This window comes from Burkholderia sp. BCC1988 (assembly GCF_905339895.1).
In the GTDB taxonomy this organism is placed as follows: Bacteria; Pseudomonadota; Gammaproteobacteria; order Burkholderiales; family Burkholderiaceae; genus Burkholderia.
In genome coordinates, this window is the sequence record NZ_CAJPHA010000012.1 from 60259 (window position 1) to 78144 (window position 17886).

General features: G+C 69.4%; 14 protein-coding genes. 3 read left to right on the top strand and 11 right to left on the bottom strand.

What is annotated here, in order from left to right; translation table 11 throughout:
* Positions 1–79: 79 nt before the first annotated feature.
* Positions 80–1747, bottom strand: a complete 1668-nt coding sequence (locus U4012_RS18490; RefSeq protein ID WP_321800613.1) for a Na+/H+ antiporter — start codon at positions 1745–1747, stop codon at positions 80–82.
* Between the two features lie 291 nt (positions 1748–2038).
* Between U4012_RS18490 and U4012_RS18495 the strand changes: the two genes are divergently transcribed.
* Both U4012_RS18495 and U4012_RS18500 read left to right on the top strand, forming a co-directional pair.
* Entirely contained in the window at positions 2039–3325 is a 1287-nt protein-coding gene (locus tag U4012_RS18495) for an EAL domain-containing protein (RefSeq protein ID WP_321800615.1), read from the top strand.
* A 76-nt stretch (positions 3326–3401) separates the two neighbouring features.
* On the top strand, positions 3402–4127 hold the full coding sequence (locus U4012_RS18500; protein ID WP_321800617.1) for a copper homeostasis protein CutC: 726 nt from the start codon (positions 3402–3404) through the stop codon (positions 4125–4127).
* Positions 4128–4314: 187 nt separating this feature from the next.
* Here the strand turns inward: U4012_RS18500 and bioB are convergent, their stop codons facing one another.
* From bioB to aceK, 9 genes are all read right to left on the bottom strand, one after another.
* Complete coding sequence (gene bioB, locus U4012_RS18505) at positions 4315–5334, bottom strand: biotin synthase BioB (protein ID WP_124520646.1); 1020 nt, start codon at positions 5332–5334, stop codon at positions 4315–4317.
* Between the two features lie 36 nt (positions 5335–5370).
* A complete protein-coding gene (bioD, locus tag U4012_RS18510; protein ID WP_321800620.1) occupies positions 5371–6090 on the bottom strand; it encodes a dethiobiotin synthase in 720 nt (239 codons plus the stop codon).
* Positions 6087–7298, bottom strand: a complete 1212-nt coding sequence (gene bioF, locus U4012_RS18515; protein WP_321800622.1) for an 8-amino-7-oxononanoate synthase — start codon at positions 7296–7298, stop codon at positions 6087–6089. Before bioF ends, bioD begins: the two co-directional genes overlap by 4 nt.
* Positions 7298–8641, bottom strand: coding sequence for an adenosylmethionine--8-amino-7-oxononanoate transaminase (gene bioA, locus U4012_RS18520; RefSeq protein WP_321800624.1), 1344 nt, complete (start codon positions 8639–8641; stop codon positions 7298–7300). Before bioA ends, bioF begins: the two co-directional genes overlap by 1 nt.
* Positions 8642–9176: 535 nt before the next feature.
* Positions 9177–10436 carry a dienelactone hydrolase family protein gene (locus U4012_RS18525; protein WP_044846179.1) on the bottom strand — a complete coding sequence of 420 codons (1260 nt, stop codon included), beginning with the start codon at positions 10434–10436 and terminating at the stop codon, positions 9177–9179.
* 107 nt (positions 10437–10543) lie between these two features.
* Entirely contained in the window at positions 10544–10981 is a 438-nt protein-coding gene (locus U4012_RS18530) for a YchJ family protein (protein ID WP_321800626.1), read from the bottom strand.
* Positions 10982–11020: 39 nt separating this feature from the next.
* A complete protein-coding gene (locus U4012_RS18535) occupies positions 11021–11698 on the bottom strand; it encodes an SDR family oxidoreductase (RefSeq protein ID WP_044846181.1) in 678 nt (225 codons plus the stop codon).
* Positions 11699–11941: 243 nt separating this feature from the next.
* Positions 11942–12709: a carbonate dehydratase gene (gene can, locus U4012_RS18540; RefSeq protein WP_321800628.1), complete on the bottom strand. Its 768-nt coding sequence runs from the start codon at positions 12707–12709 to the stop codon at positions 11942–11944.
* A 62-nt stretch (positions 12710–12771) separates the two neighbouring features.
* A complete protein-coding gene (gene aceK, locus U4012_RS18545; protein ID WP_321800630.1) occupies positions 12772–14592 on the bottom strand; it encodes a bifunctional isocitrate dehydrogenase kinase/phosphatase in 1821 nt (606 codons plus the stop codon).
* A gap of 337 nt (positions 14593–14929) precedes the next feature.
* Here aceK and U4012_RS18550 point away from each other — a divergent pair, with 337 nt between their 5' ends.
* Entirely contained in the window at positions 14930–16006 is a 1077-nt protein-coding gene (locus tag U4012_RS18550) for an MBL fold metallo-hydrolase (protein ID WP_321800632.1), read from the top strand.
* 175 nt (positions 16007–16181) lie between these two features.
* On the opposite strand, the gene U4012_RS18555 is transcribed toward U4012_RS18550, so the two are convergent.
* Positions 16182–17822, bottom strand: coding sequence for an ABC-F family ATP-binding cassette domain-containing protein (locus tag U4012_RS18555; protein ID WP_321800634.1), 1641 nt, complete (start codon positions 17820–17822; stop codon positions 16182–16184).
* Positions 17823–17886 lie beyond the last annotated feature (64 nt).

Here is a 17886-nt window from a genome sequence, read left to right on the forward strand (position 1 = left end):
GGGCGGATGTGAAAACGGCGACGCTCGTGCGTCGCCGTTTCTTTTGAGCGGCCGTGCGATCGCACCGCGGCGCAGCCGCTCAGACGAGTCCTTTCTTGCGTGTCGACAGCGCCGTTTCCGACAGGTCGATCTCGCGGATCAGCTTCGTCAGCGTCTCGTCGGAAATCCTGCTTTCGCTGCGCAGCCGGTACAGCACCGAACGTTCCGCGCGCACCGCGGCGATCCGCATCTGCAGTTCCATCGTCTCCGCCTGCTTGGCTTGCGCGCGCGGGGTCGGGCCGTCGTCGGCGAGCGCGGCGAGGCGGCGGCGGTACTGGTCCATCACGCGCGCCGAGATGTCCGCGCAGCGCGCGGCGCCCGATTCGTCGAGATCGGCCGAGATCGCGTCGTGCGACGAGTCGATCGCGCGGATCGCGGCCTGCGCGGCGGCCGCGCGCGCGGTGCGCTCCTCGTCGGCGAGCGGGTTGCGCGTCGAGCGCACGCCGCGCAGCAGCAGCGGCAGGCCGATCACCGCGACGATCAGCGAACCGAGAATCACCGCCGATGCGACGAAGATCGCGGTGTCGCGCCCGGGCAGCGGCGCGCCGTCGGACAGCGCGACGGGGATCGACAGCACGCCCGCGAGCGTGACCGCGCCGCGCACGCCGCCGACCGTCATCACCGCGATCGTGCGCACGCCGGCCATCGTGCCCGCGAGGCCCTGGCGCGCGGCGCGGCGGCTCGCGATCCAGCGCAGCAGCCAGACCCACAGGAAGCGGATCGCATACAGCGCGACCATCATCGCGCACACGTTGAAGATCATCCGGCCGACGAGCGCGTCGCTCGTGTGGTGCGCGTCGACGAGCGCGCGGCCGATGATGTGCGGCAGCTGCAGCCCGAGCATGATGAACACCATGCCGTTGAACACGAACTCGATCATCGCCCACGTGCTTTCGGCCCGCACGCGCGACGCGACGGTGCTTTTGCGGGAGAAGCTCGTGTAGTTCATCATCATCCCGGCCGACACGGCCGCGAGCACGCCCGACAGGTCGAGATGCTCGGCGAACAGATAGGCGGCGAACGGCACGAGCAGCGTCATCACGATGCCGGGGGCCGGATCGCCTTCCTGCTCGGCGTTCAGGAAGCGCGTCGACAGCGCGCTGAATCCCCACGACACGAGCGCGCCCGTCGCGAGCCCGCCGGCGGCGACGATCACGAACGTGATCGACGCATCGCGCAGCGAGAACACGCCGGTGAGCGCGGCCGCGACCGCGAACTTCAGCGCGACCAAGCCCGACGCGTCGTTCATCAGCGCCTCGCCTTCGAGGATGTGCATCAGTTGCGGCGGGATCCGCCCCTTGCCGGCGATGCCCGACAGCGCGACCGCGTCGGTGGGCGACAGCACGGCCGCGAGCGCGAACGCGATCGGCAGCGGCAACTCGGGTATCAGCCAGTGCGCGAAGTAGCCGACTGCGAGTACCGTCATGAACACGAGCCCGAACGCGAGCATCAGGATCGCGCGGCGCTGCAGGTACAGCTCGCGTTTCGGAATCCGCCAGCCGTCCGCGAACAGCAGCGGCGGAATGAACAGCAGCATGAAGATTTCGGGATCGAACGTGACGTGCAGGTTCAGCTTCGGCCACGCGAGCATCGCGCCGAACGCGATCTGCATCAGCGGCAGCGGAAGCTGCAACGGCAGGATGCGTGTGACCGCGCCGGACAGCGCGACGGTCAGCAGCAGGATCAGGACTGTGAAGACGATTTCCATCGAGACGGCGATTGCGGAGAATGAAACGACCGTACGGAGTTTAGCGTGACGACGCGGCGGGTGCGTTCGAGTGCGCCGGTGCGCATGCACGTGAACGGTGCATCCGGCCTGCGCCATGCTGGTGCGGCGGCGCCGCACGCAGGCGCGGCGCGCGTGTTAGGCCCTTGCACGGACCTTGCTTGATGCTTGCCTACCGTCCGGCACCGGCCGGACAACCGAGGATTCCACCATGACATTGCGCGCGCCGTCTCAACCAACCGCCGCGTTCGGCTGCATCACCAGGAGGGCGCCATGACGATCGCGCAACAGGAGCGTCCGGCCACCGCGTCGCCGTATCGTTTCGAGCGGGAGATGAGCTCCGGCCTCGAGCGCCTGGCGACGCAGCATCACGACCTGTCGCTCACGACCGTGTTCCAGCCGATCTTCAGCCTGTCGCACCAGCGCGCGGTGGGCTACGAGGCGCTGCTGCGCGCGCATGACGCGCTCGACCGCGCGGTGTCGCCGCTCGACGTGTTCGGCGAGGCCGCGCGCCAGGGCGAGTTGCTGCAGCTCGACCGGCTCGCGCAGGCGCTGCATCTCGAGAACTTCGCGCTGCTCGGCGCCGAGCGCGAGTGGCTGTTCCTCAACGTGCATCCGGGCGTGCTGACCGACCCGTTCCAGGCCGCCGCGCTGTTCGCGAACCTGAAGCGGATCGGCATGCCGCCGCGCCGCGTCGTGCTCGAAGTGCTCGAACAGCGCGCGGAAGACATCGAGCGGCTCGCCGAGGCCGTGCGCGAATTCCGCGCGCAGGGTTTCCTGATCGCGCTCGACGATTTCGGCGCCGGTCACTCGAACCTCGAGCGGATCTGGCAACTGAACCCGGACATCGTGAAGCTCGACCGGATCATGCTGTCCCACGCCGCGCACCGCACGGGGCTCACCGCGATCCTGCACGGGCTCGTCACGCTGCTGCACGAGGCCGGCAAGCTGGTGCTCGTCGAGGGGATCGAGACCGAGCACGACGCGCAGATCGCGCTGTCGTGCGAGGCCGATTTCGTGCAGGGCTATTTCTTCGGCCGCCCGGCCCCCGGGCTACCTGACAGCGCGGCCGCGACCGGTTGCATCGGCGAGCTGACCGAGCGCTTTCGCCAGCAGACCGAAGCGCGCGAGCGGCGCGACGCGCAGCGGCTCGCGCCATACCTGCGCGCGTTCGAGCGCGCGGCCGAGCGGGTGGCGGCCGGCGAGCCGCTCGACGAGGTGTGCTGGAACTTCCTCGCGCTCGACGATGCCGCGCGCTGCTTCCTGCTCGACGCGCGCGGCCGGCAGGCCGGCCGCAACGTCGTGCTGCGCGCGGACCGCGCGCTTGCCGAGGCGCGCTTCTCGCCGCTGTCGGATGCGCAGGGTGCGAACTGGCTGCGCCGGCCGTATTTCCGCACGGCGATCGCCGAGCCCGGACGCGTGCAGGTGACGCGCCCGTACCTGTCGATCAACGAGGCGCAGCCGTGCGTGACGCTGTCGGTGGCGGTGCGCATCGGCGATGCGCAGCACGTGCTGTGCGGCGATATCGACTGGATCGACGAGGAAGCGGGCGGCGCATAGCGACGGCGTCGCGCTGGCGCGGTTCATGCCGCTCGGCTAGGATGCGCGAATTGTCCTGACGATTCGCGAGCCGCCGATGAACCGCACCGCCGCTTCCTCCGTTCTCCTCGAAGTGATCGCCACCACCGTCGGCGACGCGAAGGCCGCTGCCCGCGCGGGCGCCGACCGGCTCGAACTCGTGACCGCGATCAGTGAAGGCGGGCTCACGCCGAGCGTCGGCCTGATCGAGGCCGTCGTGGCCGCCGTGGCGATCCCGGTGAACGTGATCGTGCGCCCGCACAGCCGCGCGTTCGTCTACGACGCCGACGACCTGCGCGTGATCGAGCGCGACGTGCGCGCGGCCGTCGCGGCTGGTGCGAACGGCGTCGTGTTCGGCGCGCTCGATGCGCGCGGCGACGTCGATCTCGATGCGCTCCAGCGCATCGCGGCGGCCGCGGACGGGCGCGACCTGACGTTCCATCGCGCGTTCGACGTGTCGCGCGACCTCAATGCCGCGTTCGACGCGCTGCTGCGCGTGCCGGCCGTCACGTCGGTGCTGACCTCGGGCGGCCATCCGTCGGTGCTCGACGCGGTCGCGACGATCACGCGGCTGGTGCGCCAGGCGGCAGGCACGACCTGCACGGTGCTGGCCGGCTCGGGCCTCACGATCGACGCGGTCGGCGATTTCGTTCGCGCGACCGGCGTGCGCGCGGTGCACTTCGGCTCGGGCGTGCGGCCGCGCGGCGAGGTGCTGGCGCCGGTCGACGAACAGCGCGTCGCGCGCGTGCGCGCGGCGCTCGACGGCGCGGCCGCACACGTGTGACGCGCAGGCGGAAGTCGCGCCGACGCGCACGCTGACGATCGGGCTCGACGCTTCGATCAGGCGCGCGGGCAAGACCGCGATGCGCGACGCGCAGGCAGGCCCGGCGCAGACGATCGGACGAAAAAAAACCGGGGCATGCCCCGGTTTTCTCGTCTGCAACCTTCGCAGAACGACGCGAGGCCGGCGCTTACGCGTTCTCCGCCAGCGCGTCGGCCTGGCTCGCGCGGATGCCGAGGCGCTCGAACAGCGCGCGGTCGCGCTGCGTCTGCGGATTGCTCGTGGTCAGCAGCTGGTCGCCGTAGAACATCGAGTTCGCGCCCGCGAGGAAGCACATCGCCTGCATCGCGTCGTCGAGCTGCTCGCGGCCGGCCGACAGCCGCACGACGGCCTTCGGCATCGTGATGCGCGCGACCGCGATCGTGCGCACGAACTCGAACGGGTCGAGCGGTGCGGTGCCTTCGAGCGGCGTGCCCTCGATCGCGACGAGGTTGTTGATCGGCACCGACTCCGGATACGGGTTCAGGTTCGCGAGCTGCGAGATCAGGCCCGCGCGTTCGCGGCGCGATTCGCCCATCCCGATGATGCCGCCGCAGCACACGTTGATGCCCGCGTCGCGCACGCGGTCGAGCGTGTCGAGACGATCCTGGTAGGTGCGCGTCGAGATCACCTGGCCGTAGAACTCCGGCGACGTGTCGAGATTGTGGTTGTAGTAATCGAGGCCCGCGTCGGCGAGTTCCTTGGCTTGCTCGTCCTCCAGCATGCCGAGCGTCATGCAGGTCTCGAGGCCCAGTTCCTTCACGCCGCGCACCATCTCGGTCAGCGCAGGCATGTGGCGCTCCTTCGGATTGCGCCATGCGGCGCCCATGCAGAAGCGGCTCGCGCCGTTCGCCTTGGCCGCGCGTGCGGCGTCGAGCACCGCGTCGACGTCCATCAGCTTCTCGGCCTTCAGGCCCGTCTCGTGGTGCGACGACTGCGAGCAGTAGCCGCAATCCTCCTCGCAACCGCCCGTCTTGATCGACAGCAGCGTCGACAGCTGCACCGCGTTCGCGTCGAAGTGCTCGCGATGCACCTGCTGCGCGCGGAACATCAGGTCGTTGAACGGCAGCTCGAACAGCGCGACGACGTCGGCGACGCGCCAGCGCTGCGACGTCGGGGCGGCCACGGGGATCGCGTCGGGTTGCACGGCGGCGGTCTGGGCTTGTGTCATGGTGGTTTTCCTGTCGTGAATGCGGGGATCGGGGCGTCAATGCTGCGCGCGGCGCAGCGTGTCGACGAGCGCGGCGAGGTCGAGCATCGCCGCGGCGGATTCGGGGGCGGCCGGCGCCAAGTGCGCGATGCGGCCAAGCAGCGGCGCGCGATGTTCGCGCGCGAGCCAGTCGCGGATCGTCGCGACGTTCTCGTCGGCGTACGGCATGGCCGGGTCGACGTGGTTCGCGACCCAGCCGGCGAGCGTGAGGCCGCGCTGGCGAATCGCGTCGGCCGTCAGCAGCGCGTGGCTGATGCAGCCGAGCCGCATGCCGACCACGAGCACGACCGGCAGGCCGAGCGCGACCGCGAGATCGGCCGTGTCCTGCGTGTCGTTCAGCGGCACGCGGAAGCCGCCGACGCCTTCGACGACGACGACGTCCGCGCGCGTCAGCGCCTCGCGGTGGCTCGCGACGATTGTGTCGAGGTCGATCGTCACGCCTTCCTGCGCGGCGACGATGTGCGGGGCGGCCGGCGCCTTCAGCAGGAACGGCGTGCGCAACTCGGGCGGCAGCACGACGTTCGCGGCCGCGTCGAGCTGGTCGGCGTCCTCGTTGCGCCAGACGCCGTCGCGTTCATACGCACCGGCGGCCACGGGCTTCAGCGCGGCCGCGCGCAGGCCGTGACGTGCGAAGCCGTGCAGCATCGCGGCCGACACGAAGGTCTTGCCGATCTCGGTGTCGGTGCCGGTGACGAAGAGGGAAAGCGGTGCGTTCATGCGGCTTGCTCGCTGGCTTCGATGAGTGCGGTTTCCAGCCGCGCGAGATCGTCGAACGAATGCGCGGCCGACAGCGAGATGCGCAGGCGCGACGTGCCGGCGGGCACCGTCGGCGGCCGGATCGCGGGCACCCACAGGCCGTGCGCGTCGAGCGAGCGCATCGCCGCGAGCGTCGCGTCGTTGCTGCCGATCACGAGCGGCTGCACGGCCGTGTGCGAGTCGACCGGCTGCCAGCGTGTCATGCGCAGCAGCGCGCGCGTGCGCTCGATCAGCGCGGCGAGGTGCGCGCGTCGCGCATCGCCTTCGTCGCCGGCGATCACCTTCAGGCTTGCCGATACCGCATGCGCGACCGCGGGCGGCGCCGCCGTCGTGAAGATGTAGCTGCGCGCGCGCTGGATCATCCATTCGATCACGGTCTCGTGCGCGATGACGAACGCGCCCGCGACGCCGGCGGCCTTGCCGAGCGTGCCGACGTACACGAGGTTCGGCGAGCGCAGCGCGGCGGCCGCGAGCGCGCCGCGGCCCTGCGGGCCGAGCACGCCGAAGCCGTGCGCGTCGTCGACGACGAGCCACGCGCCGTGGCGTTCGGCCAGCGCGACGAGTTCGGCGAGCGGCGCGACGTCGCCGTCCATGCTGAACACCGTATCGCTGACGATCAGCTTCGTTTCGGCCTCCGACGCATCGAGCAGCGCGGCGAGCGCCGCCATGTCCGCATGCGGATAGACCTGCACGTTCGCGCGCGACAGCCGGATCCCGTCGATCAGCGACGCGTGGTTCAGCGCGTCGGAGAAGATCGTCGCGTGTTTGCCGGTGAGGGCCGTCATCGCGGCGAGGTTCGCCATGTAGCCGGTGCTGAAGTACAGCGCGCGCGGTGCATCGGAGAAGCCGCCCGCGAAGCCGGCGAGTTCGTCCTCGAGCGTCGCGTGCGCGCGCGAATGGCCGCCGAGCAGATGCGAGCCGCCGCTCCCGGAGCCGTAGCGCCGCGCGCCTTCCGCGAACGCGGCGACGAGCGCCGGATGTGCGGCGAGGCCGAGATAGTCGTTGCTCGCGAAGCCGACGATGTCGCGGCCGTCGACGCGCATGTGTGCGTCGCACGCGGTGTCGGCGGTGCGGCGCACGCGGCGCAGGCCCTGCGCATCGAGTTCGGCGAGGCCGCGCTGCAGCGTGTCGAGCAGCGGCGTGGTCGTTTTCGGTGACGGCTGTTTCATCACGCCGCCTCCGCGAGTGTCGCGTCGAGCGTGTCGCGCGTGCGTTGTGCGAGCCACGCGATGTCGTCGTCGCTCATCACGTACGGCGGCATCAGGTACACGGTCGTGCCGATCGGGCGCAGCAGCAGTTCGCGTTCGAGCGCGCGCTCGAAGAAGCGTCGCGAGAAGCCGCGTGCCGCGTCGCCGTCGAGCGCGACGTCGAACGCGAACAGCGTGCCGCGCTCGCGCAGGTGACGCACCTGCGGATGCGCGCCGAGCGGCGCGAGCGCGGCGCGCATCGCGGCCGACTTGCGCGCGTTGCCGGCGAGCACGTCGTCGCGCGCGAACAGGTCGAGCGTCGCGACGGCCGCGCGGCACGCGAGCGGGTTGCCGGTGTACGAATGCGAATGCAGGAAGCCGCGCGTGGTGTCGTCGTCGTAGAACGCCGCGAACACGTCGTCGCGCGTGAGCACGAGCGACAGCGGCAGGTAGCCGCCGCTGATGCCTTTCGACAGGCACAGGAAATCGGGCCACACGCCGGCCTGCTCGCACGCGAAGAAGGTGCCGGTGCGGCCGCAGCCGACCGCGATCTCGTCGGCGATCAGGTGCACGCCGAATTCGTCGCACAGCGCGCGCAGCCCGCGCACGTACGACGGATCGTGCATCGCCATGCCGGCCGCGCATTGCACGAGCGGCTCGACGATCAGCGCGGCGATCCGGTCGGCGCGTTCGGCGAACAGGCGCCGCACGTCGTCGAGCGCGCGGCCCGCGACGTCGGCGGCCGTCTCGCCCGGCAGCGCGCCGCGCGCGTCGGGCGACGCGACCACGTGCGCGTTGCGGATCAGCGGGTCGTACGCGTCCTTGAACAGCGCGACGTCGGTCACGCCGAGCGCGCCGATGGTCTCGCCGTGATAGCTGTTCGCGACGCACACGAACTCGCGCTTGTCCGCGCGGCCGCGGTTGCGCCACGCGTGGAAGCTCATCTTCAGCGCGATCTCGACCGCCGACGCGCCGTCCGACGCGAAGAACGCATGGCCGAGCGTGCGCGCGGTGAGCGCGTGCAGCCGCTCGGCGAGCTCGATCGCCGGCTCGTGCGTGCAGCCGGCGAGCATCGCGTGCTCGAGCGTGTCGAGCTGGTCCTTCAGCGCCGCGTTGATGTCCGGGTTCGCGTGGCCGAAGAGGTTCACCCACCACGAGCTGATCGCGTCGAAGTAACGGCGGCCGTCGCGGTCGTACAGCCACAGGCCCGCGCCGCGCGCGACGGGAATGAGCGGCAGGCGCTCGTGGTGCTTCATCTGGGTGCAGGGATGCCAGACCGCGCGCAGGCTGCGCGCGACCCAGTCATCGGTGGCTGGCGTACTCAAGGCGACTCCGGGGAGTAAAACGGCGGCGGGTATCGAACGGGACACCGCGCGGCGACAGACGGAAAACGCGCTGAGATTAGCGTGTTCCGCCGCGCGTTGCACTACCGGTTACAAACACCGCAAAGCCTTGCCGGGCGGGAGTTCGGCGCAGATCGGGGGTGCTCGGGACGGTACGCGCCAGATGCCCCGAAATGACCGCAGATGACGACGTTCGAGTGACACCCCCCGACAGAAAAAAATCGTCGGGCAGGCGGGCGCGGGAGGGGTGAAAAATCGGGGCGGGAAGGGAAAAGGGGCGCGGAGTGTGACGCAATGCGCGCGGGTGACCGGCGACCGGCGATTGGCGACTGGCGACTGGCGCGTCGAATCAGGCGCCGCCGGCGTTCGGAAGAGGCGGGAAAAGGATTACGGGCGGGGTGCTCGCCCGCTGACTCACAAGAGCGCGAGAACGGGCGTGTGAACGCCATTGCGGACCGCGCGCTCACGAAACGGAAGGGGGAAAAGGGACGCGGAGAGAACGCGATCCCGACGCGCGTCAGCGCGAAGCCAATGCGCGCGCGTCGGCGTCGCCGTTGTCGGCCGTCTGCGTCGCGTTCGCGTTCCACACGACGCGGTCGTTGACCGCATACAGCTTGCATGCGCCCGCGCCCTGCTTCGAGCAGTTGTCGAGCGCGAGCGCCATCGGATCGTCGCCGCCTTCGGCCCACGACCACGCGCCTTCAGCCGACACCGCGAACGCACGGCTCGGATGCTGGCTCAGGAAACGGCGATAGCCTTCGCGGCCGGCTGCGTCGAGGAACGGCACCGCCTCGACAGCATCGATCGACGCATAGCCGGTCGCATTCGGCTCGTGCGGGTTCGCGACCGCATAGCGCACCGACGTCGGCAGGTTCAGTTCCGCGAGGAACGCATGCACGGCCGGCCACCACACGGGCACGCCGTCGCGATCGACGATCAGCCGGTGCGCATCGTCCTTGTAGCGGCCGAAATCGATGAACTGCGCCTGCGTGCCGTGCGACACGTAGGCGTCGTGCATCTGCGCGACGAGCGCGGGCGTCCACACCGAATCGTTGTCGCCGTACAGCCACAGCGACCGCACGGCCGTATGCGCGCCGTACTGGTCGAACGCGTCGACGAGATTGCGCTGCCAGCCGTCGCAGAGGTCCTGGCGCAGCCCGCCGGAGAAGTTGATGATGCCGCGCACGCCGGGCGCCGCCTCGGTGCCGTATGCGACCGACACGAGGCCGCCGTGCGACGTGCCCGCGACGACGATGCGCGACGCATCGATGTACGACTGACGCGACATGTAGCGGACCGTCGCGTCGACGTCGGCGGCCTGCACGAGGCCGTTCTTGCCGACGTTGCAGCCTTCCTGCTGGTACGCGCCGCCCGAACCGGCGAAGCCCTGGCGGTTCGGCGCGATGACCGCATAGCCGCGGCGCACGAATTCACGCGCGAACGCGAGCGGCCGGCTGCGCGGCTGCTGGTGAAGATCGCCGGTGTTCTTGCCGTGGTTGAAGACGACGAGCGGGAACGGGCCGGGGCCGTTCGGCTTGAACAGCGTGGCCTCGAGCATCACGGCGCCCGAAGCATCGGCCGGAATGCTGACGATTTGTTCGTTGAGGTTCGCGGCGACCTGCGGGAGGCCCGAATCGCCGTAATCGAAGCGCTCGGCGTGGGCGAGCGAGCCGCTGGCCGTGGCCGCGCCCGCAGGGGCGTTCGGCGCCGTACCGGCCTGAGCGGCCGACAGCGCGCACGCCGCCATCCATCCCACCAATACCTTGCTGAACGCCATTCGTAAGCCCTGCCATGCAACATGACCAATCTGACGGCCATCCTAGCCCGACAAATTCAGGTTGTGCAATGCGGGAATTACCCGGCGTCTGACATGGCAACTATTTGTCAGCGTTCACTTACTTCGCCGTCGACATAGCGCCAGATACCGTGCTCGTCGCGGGTGAAACGACTCGTCTCGTGGAGCCGGTACGCACGCCCGCCGACCTTGTAGCGGGCCACGAATTCGACCTCCGCGTGCTGTTCGTCGAGCCGGGCATGGCGTTTGACGGCGAGGCCGAGCCAGCGAGGCGCGTCGGGCGCATTCGGGTCCGCATCGAGATCGGCCGGGCAGGTGCGCGCGTCCCAGGTCGCGCGCAGGTAGTCGGTCGCGCCGAGCACGTACGCGCTGTACCGCGAACGCATCAATTCGAGCGCGGTCGGCGCGGCTTCGCCGCCGTCGATGAAGCGGCCGCAACAGGCCGCATAGCGTGGCGCCGGGGCTTTGCCGGCAGGGACGGGGGACGCGCCGCCGCACGGGCACGCGTCAGGTCGGTTCAAAATCATGCGATTCGGGAATTAACGACGCCGGGTTGTCATGCCGGCTCACCAGCTGAGCTCGACGCCGTCGTACTGGAAGAAACGGCCGTTGGCCTGCGACACGTCCGCGCCGGCTTCCGCGATCACGCGGCGCATGCCGGTCACGCTGGTCTCCGGATCGATCGCGGCCTGCGCGCCGCCCATGTCGGTGCGCACCCAGCCGGGATGGAGCGAGATGCACGCGGCGTGGCGCGTCTGCAGCGATGCGATGCGCAGCACGTCGTTCAGCGCGGCCTTGCTCGCGCGGTACAGCCAGCCGGTCGTGCCGGTCGCCTCGGCGATGCTGCCCATCCGGCTCGAAACCACGGCCAGCACGCCGCGTGCGTCCTCGACGAGCGGCAGCAGGATCGGCAGCAGTTGCATCGGCCCGCGCACGTTCGTATGCATCACCGTGTCGAAATCCTCGGCGCCGATCGTTTCGACCCCTTCGGTGCGCGGGCCGTACACGCCCGACACGAGCACCGCCGCGTCGAGCCGTTCGCCGTCGAGCTTCCAGCCGAGCGCCGCAATCTGTTCGGGCTGCGCGATGTCGAGCGCATGCGCGTGCGCGCCGCGTTCGCGCAGCGCGGCGAGCGATGCGTCGTCGCGCGCGGTCGCGATCACGTTCCAGCCGTCGCGCCGGTATTGCCGGACGAATTCGCGTCCGAGGCCGCGCGATGCGCCGACGATCAGTACGGTTTTCATGTTCGCCGCTCCTTTGCATTGCACCGCCGTCGCGGCAGTGTCGGTGTCAGATCAGTTCGACGGCCGTCGCGGCCGCATGACCGCCGTTGCGCCGGCGGGCGTGTGCGCACGGCGCACCCGTCGGGCGACGGGATGCAGGGGGCGCGGCCCCGCCATCATGATGCGCCTTCAGCCGGATGGCGCGCGGCGGGGCGCTGGCGTGCCGCGCCCGCGTGGCCGCGCGCGTCGGCTACTTCGAGTCGGTTACTTCGCGTCGTCGCACGGCTTCAGCGTGTCGGCGACCGCCTGCGCGACGTCGTCGAGCCGCGCGGCGTCCGCCGCGACCATGTCGTTGTCGGGCGCGTGCTGGCCGCGCGCGGTCAGCGCCGCGACGCAGCGCTTGTAGGTTGCATCCAGCGCGTCGAAGCTCGACACGGCCATCCCGAGGTTGCGCATCCGCCCGTCGTGCACGCCGTACACGAGCCCGTGCACGGTGAGCGACTGGCCGCGCGCCCATGCGTCGTTGACGATCGTCGTGCGGCATACGTTGACGACCTGCTCGATCGAGTTCAGCTCGATCAGGCGGCGATAGCGCGCTTCGCCGACCGGCCATTCGTCGAGCAGTGCGGCGTGGCGTTCGCGCACGTCCTGCACGTGATGCAGCCAGTTGTCCGCGAGGCCGACGCGGCGGTTGTGCAGCGCCGCGTTCACGCCCGAGCAGCCGTAGTGGCCGACGACCATGATGTGCTTCACGCGCAGGATGTCGACCGCGAACTGGATCACCGACAGGCAGTTCAGGTCGCTGTGCACGACGACGTTCGCGATGTTACGGTGCACGAACACTTCGCCCGGCGGCAGGCCGATGATCTGGTTCGCGGGCACGCGCGAATCCGAGCAGCCGATCCACAGATATTCCGGCGCCTGCTGGTCGGCGAGACGCGCGAAGAAATCGGGATCGTCGGCGAGCTGGCGCTTGACCCAGGCGTCGTTGTTGTCGAACAGGTGTGAAAGCGGATTGTCTTGGGTATTCATCGGTGTGGATTCCGTTGGCGGAAGTCAGGTCGATAACGGGTTTGGTTCGATCGGACGGTGCGTCAGGCGGCGCGCTGTGCGTCGCTTGCGACGTCGCCGGCGTCCGGCGTCGCGTCGAAGCGCTCGGGGTAGCGCACGCTGAAGCGCAGCGACACGTCGTACGGGTAAAAATCGGGCAACTCGCCCTGCAGCAGCTTGTCCTTGCTGGCCTGCCACAGCGCGGGTTCGAAAAAGTCCGCGTGATGCTTCATGAAGACCGTCCGCACGCGCGGGTCGCCGAGCAGGAACGGTCCGTAGGTTTCCGGAAAGATGTCGTGCGGGCCGACGGTATACCACGGTTCGCCGGACAGCTCGTCTTCCTCGTTGCGCGGCGGCGGCACGCGCCGCACGTTGCAGTCGGTCAGGTACTCGATCTCGTCGTAGTCGTAGAACACGACGCGGCCGTGGCGCGTGACGCCGAAGTTCTTGTAAAGCATGTCGCCGGGGAAGATGTTGGCCTTCATCAACTCCTTCACCGCGTTGCCGTACTCCTTCACGCCGTGCTCGACGTCCGCGTCGGTGCCGTTCTGCAGGTACAGGTTGAGCGGCGTCATGCGGCGCTCGATGTACAGGTGCTTGATCACGAGGTTGTCGTCCTCGTATTCGAGCAGCGACGGCACTTCCTTTTCCAGCTCGCGCACGAGCGCATGGTCGAGCCGCGACAGCGGCAGCGCGACGCTCGAATACTCGAGCGTATCGGCCATCCGCCCGAGACGGTCGTGGCGCTTCACGAGCTGGTACTTCTCCATGATCTGCGCGCGCGTCGTTTCCTTCGGCGGCGGGAACTGATCCTTGATGATCTTGAACACGTACGGGAACGACGGCAGCGTGAACACGAGCATCACGAGGCCCTTGATCCCGGGCGCGATGATGAAGCGGTCGCTCGAATGCGACAGATGGTGCAGCAGGTCGCGGTAGAACAGGTTCTTGCCCTGCTTCTGCAGGCCGACCGACGTGTAGATCTCGGCCTTCGGCTTGCCCGGCATGATCGTGCAGAGAAAATCCACGTACGCGGACGGCACGCCCATGTCGACGAGGAAATACGAGTGCGAGAAGCTGAAGATGATCTGCAGCAGGTCGCGGCGCAGCAGCACGGTGTCGAGCGCGAGCAGGCCCGGGCGCACGTGGCGGATCGGCACCGCGAACGGCAGCACGCGATCGGCGTTGATGATGCGGCCGACGATGTACGCGCTCTTGTTGCGGAAGAACAGCGACGACAGCACGTGGATCTGGAAATTCGGCGCGGCGTCGAACTGGCCGAATTCGTCGCTGATCGCCTGCATCACGCAGCCGATGTCGCGCGTGAGATCCTCGAACGGCGGCTCGAGCTGGAAGTTCGTGACGATGCGCTCGAGCGTGGCCGCGAGCCCGTCGGTGCCCGGGTAGTACGCGCGATAGGTCGGCTTTGCGGCCGGCTCGTCGTTCTCGAGGTATTCGGTCGAGATCGCGGGCCGCACGAAGATGAAATCGTTGCTGAAATACGAGCGGTGCAGGATCTTGCAGCACACCGAATTGAAGAACGTTTCCGCGCACTCGGGCTGGCGGTGCGACGTAAGCAGACCGATGTAGTGCAGCTTGATCTGCTGCCACACCTCGTCGTCGATGTTCTCCGCGTCGTATTCGTCCTCCAGCAGCTCGACGCACTCCTGCACGCGATCGTCGTACGACGTGATCCGCTCGCGCGCGAGCCGCTGCAGGCCGTGCCAGTCGGCGCGCTCGAATAGCGTCTTCGCCTCGACGGCGGCTTCCCGGAAGATCCGGTAGTGGCGGTCGAAGTATTCGAGCATCGTCTGCGCGACGTCGAAGCCGATTTGCGACGACAGCAGTTTGGGGAAGTGATTCATCGCGTGCAGGCTCGTTGAAGAGGGGCTGTAAGCACTCGCCATTTTAGCGCCCAAGTCGGCGTTTCAATGACTTTCGGGGTCCGGCGCCGAAGCGCTGTGAGTGGGCAGGTTGCTCGCCGTTGCACGCCGTTCGATGCATCTTCGCGTAAAGATACGGGTACGGAACGGATTCTGACACGAACTTTTTTTGGCCGTCCGGCGCGCGCCGGCACGCGTTTCGCGCGACGGCGATAGAATCGACGCGATGCCTGCCGCGGCATGCCGCGCGCACCTGCACTTGCATTCGCGCCCGCGCCCGCATTCGCATTCGCACCGATAACGACGAGACACCCCACCGATGAACGCACTGGAACACCAACTCGACTATCCCTTCGCCGACACGCTGCCCGCCGCGGGCGACACGTTCGAGGTCGCGCCCGGCGTGCGCTGGCTGCGCATGCCGCTGCCGTTTTCGCTCGATCACATCAATCTCTGGCTGCTGCGCGACGAGATCGACGGACAGGCCGGCTGGACGATCGTCGACTGCGGTATCTCGTCGGATGCGATCCGTACGCAATGGGAACAGATCTTCGACACGCATCTCGACGGGCTGCCGGTGCTGCGCGTGCTCGTCACGCATTGCCATCCCGATCACTTCGGCCTCGCGAACTGGATCTGCGAAGGCGGCGACCGGCGCCGCTGGAACGTGCGGCTGTGGATGACGCTCGGCGAATACATGTTCGGCTGCCTGATGGCGGCCGGCAACGGCTCGAATGCCGGCGGCGCGGCCGCCGCCGATCACTTCGCGCGTCACGGGCTGACCGATCCGGCCGCGCTCGACAAGCTGCGCAACCGTCGCAGCTATTACTCGGACCTCGTGCCGGCCGTGCCGCCGCGCTACCGGCGCCTGCGCGAAGGCGACCCGGTGACGATCGGCGCGCGCACGTGGCGCGTCGTCACCGGCTACGGCCATTCGCCTGAACATTGTGCGCTCTACAGCGAAGCGGACGGCGTGCTGATCTCCGGCGACATGGTGCTGCCGCGCATCTCGACCAACGTGTCCGTGTTCGATCTCGAACCGGAAGCGAACCCGCTCGCGCTGTACCTCGAATCGCTCGGCCGCTACGAGACGATGGCGCCCGACACGCTCGTGCTGCCGTCGCACGGCAAGCCGTTCCGCGGCGTGCGCACCCGCATCGCGCAACTGCGCGCGCACCACGACGCGCGGCTCGACGAAGTGCGCGTCGCCTGCGCGGAGAAGCCGGCGAGCGCCGCCGACATCGTGCCGATCATGTTCCGCCGCCGCGAGCTCGACATCCATCAGATGACGTTCGCGCTCGGCGAGGCGCTCGCGCACCTGAACCTGCTGTGGCTCGCGGGCGAGCTCGTGCGCGAGCAGGGCGACGACGGCGTGATTCGCTTCGCGCGGGCCTGAGCGCTGCCGGCCCGACGTTCCCTCGTTTTCAGCGTTCAACTCGGTCCGTGCCGTTCCAACAACGCGAAATCCGTCGTCCCGATCGGCAAAGGCCTGCTCGAATCGGAGCGGCTCGTCAGGCAGCGGTTCGTCGAATCGGACATCACGCGAAACGACGAACGACCGTGAGCGTCAATCACGCGACGGGTTCGTAACGCCACCCGTCGCGCTGCCATTGCATCGTGTGCGTCGGCGCGAGCGCCGCGAGAAACGCGGCGTCGTGCGACGCGACCACCAGCGCACCGGGGAAGCCCGCCAGCGCGGCTTCGATCGCGCGTACCGATTCGAGATCGAGGTGATTGGTCGGCTCGTCGAGCAGCAGCAGCTGCGCGGGCGTGCCGCGCCACAATGCGCACGCAAGCGCGGCTTTCAACCGTTCGCCGCCGCTCAGGCGCTGCACCGGCTGCGTCGCGCGCGCGGCATCGAGCTGCAACAGCGCTAGCCGGCTGCGCAGGTCGCCTTCGGCGAGCGGCGTAGCGAGGCTGCCCAGCTGTTCGACGATCGAGCGCTCGGGATCGAGCAGCGCGAGCCGCTGGTCGAGATACGCGGCGCTCACGTGCGTCGCGCAGGCGCCCGAGCGCGGCGCGAGTTCGCCGGCGAGCATGCGCAGCAGCGTCGATTTTCCGCAGCCGTTCGGGCCCGTCAGCGCGATGCGCACCGGGCCGCTGGCCGACCACGTGATCGCGGCCGCGCGCCCGGCGGTGCGCCACGGCAGTCGGGCGCGCTCGAGCGTGAACAGCTGGCGGCGCGCGCTGACCTCGGTGCCCGGCAGCGACACGAGCACCGGCGCGTCGGCTTCGACGCGCGCGGCTGCGTCCTGCACGCGTTCGTCGAGCGTCGCCTTGAACGCGCTCTGGTCGCGGCGCACCTGCCCCATGATGTTGCGCGCGGCGCCCTTGCGCCGCTGCTTCGCGCCCGACGACAGGTTGGCCGTCTTCGCATCGCGCAGCGAGCCGGCCGCGTGGCGCTGGATCGTGTCGTGTTCCTGTTCGAGCCGGCGCCTGGCGCGCCCGCGCTCGGTGCGCGCATGCTCGAGCGCGGCCTGCGCGGCATCCTGTTCCGCGTCGCGTTGCGCGCGATACAGCGCGTAGTTGCCGCCGTAAGTACGCACGCCGTGCGGCGTCAGCTCGACGATGCGCTGCACGTGCGCGAGCAGCGCGCGGTCATGGCTGACGATCACGACGCCGCCGCGCCAGCCGTCGAGCGCCGTGAGCAGCCACGCGCGGCCTGGCGCGTCGAGGTGGTTGGTCGGTTCGTCGAGCACCAGCAGCCCGGCCTCCGACAGCAACGCGCCGATCAGCGCGACGCGCGCCATCTCGCCGCCGCTCAACGCATGTGCCGGTGTATCGGCGCGCACGTCGTGCAGGCCGGCTGCGTCGAGCGCCGCGCGCAGCCGCTCGGCGAGGTCCCAGCGATCGCCGATCAGGTCGAAGTCGTGTGCGCTCGCGCGGCCGTCCGCGAGGCGCGCGAGGGCCGCGAGCGGCGCATCGAGCGCGGCGATGGCCGCGACGGTCTGCGTGCCGGCCGGTGCGTCGTCGTGCTGCTGCGCGACGTAGGCGACCGACGTCTGCCGGTCGATCGCGCCCGCGCTCGGCGTGCGCTTGCCGGCGATCAGTTGCGCGAGCAGGCTCTTGCCGGCGCCGTTGCGGCCGACGATGCCCGTCGGCGTGCGGTCGATGGTCAGGTCGAGCGAATCGAACAGCGTGACGCCGTCGTCGAAGCGGAAGGAAACGTGATGAAGCGCGACGAGCGCGCCGGTCGGCGTGGCAGCAGCCATAAGCACCTCCGAAAATGCGTGAAACCCTTCGCGCGCGGCGTGCGAGGCACGGCGGCGAAAACAT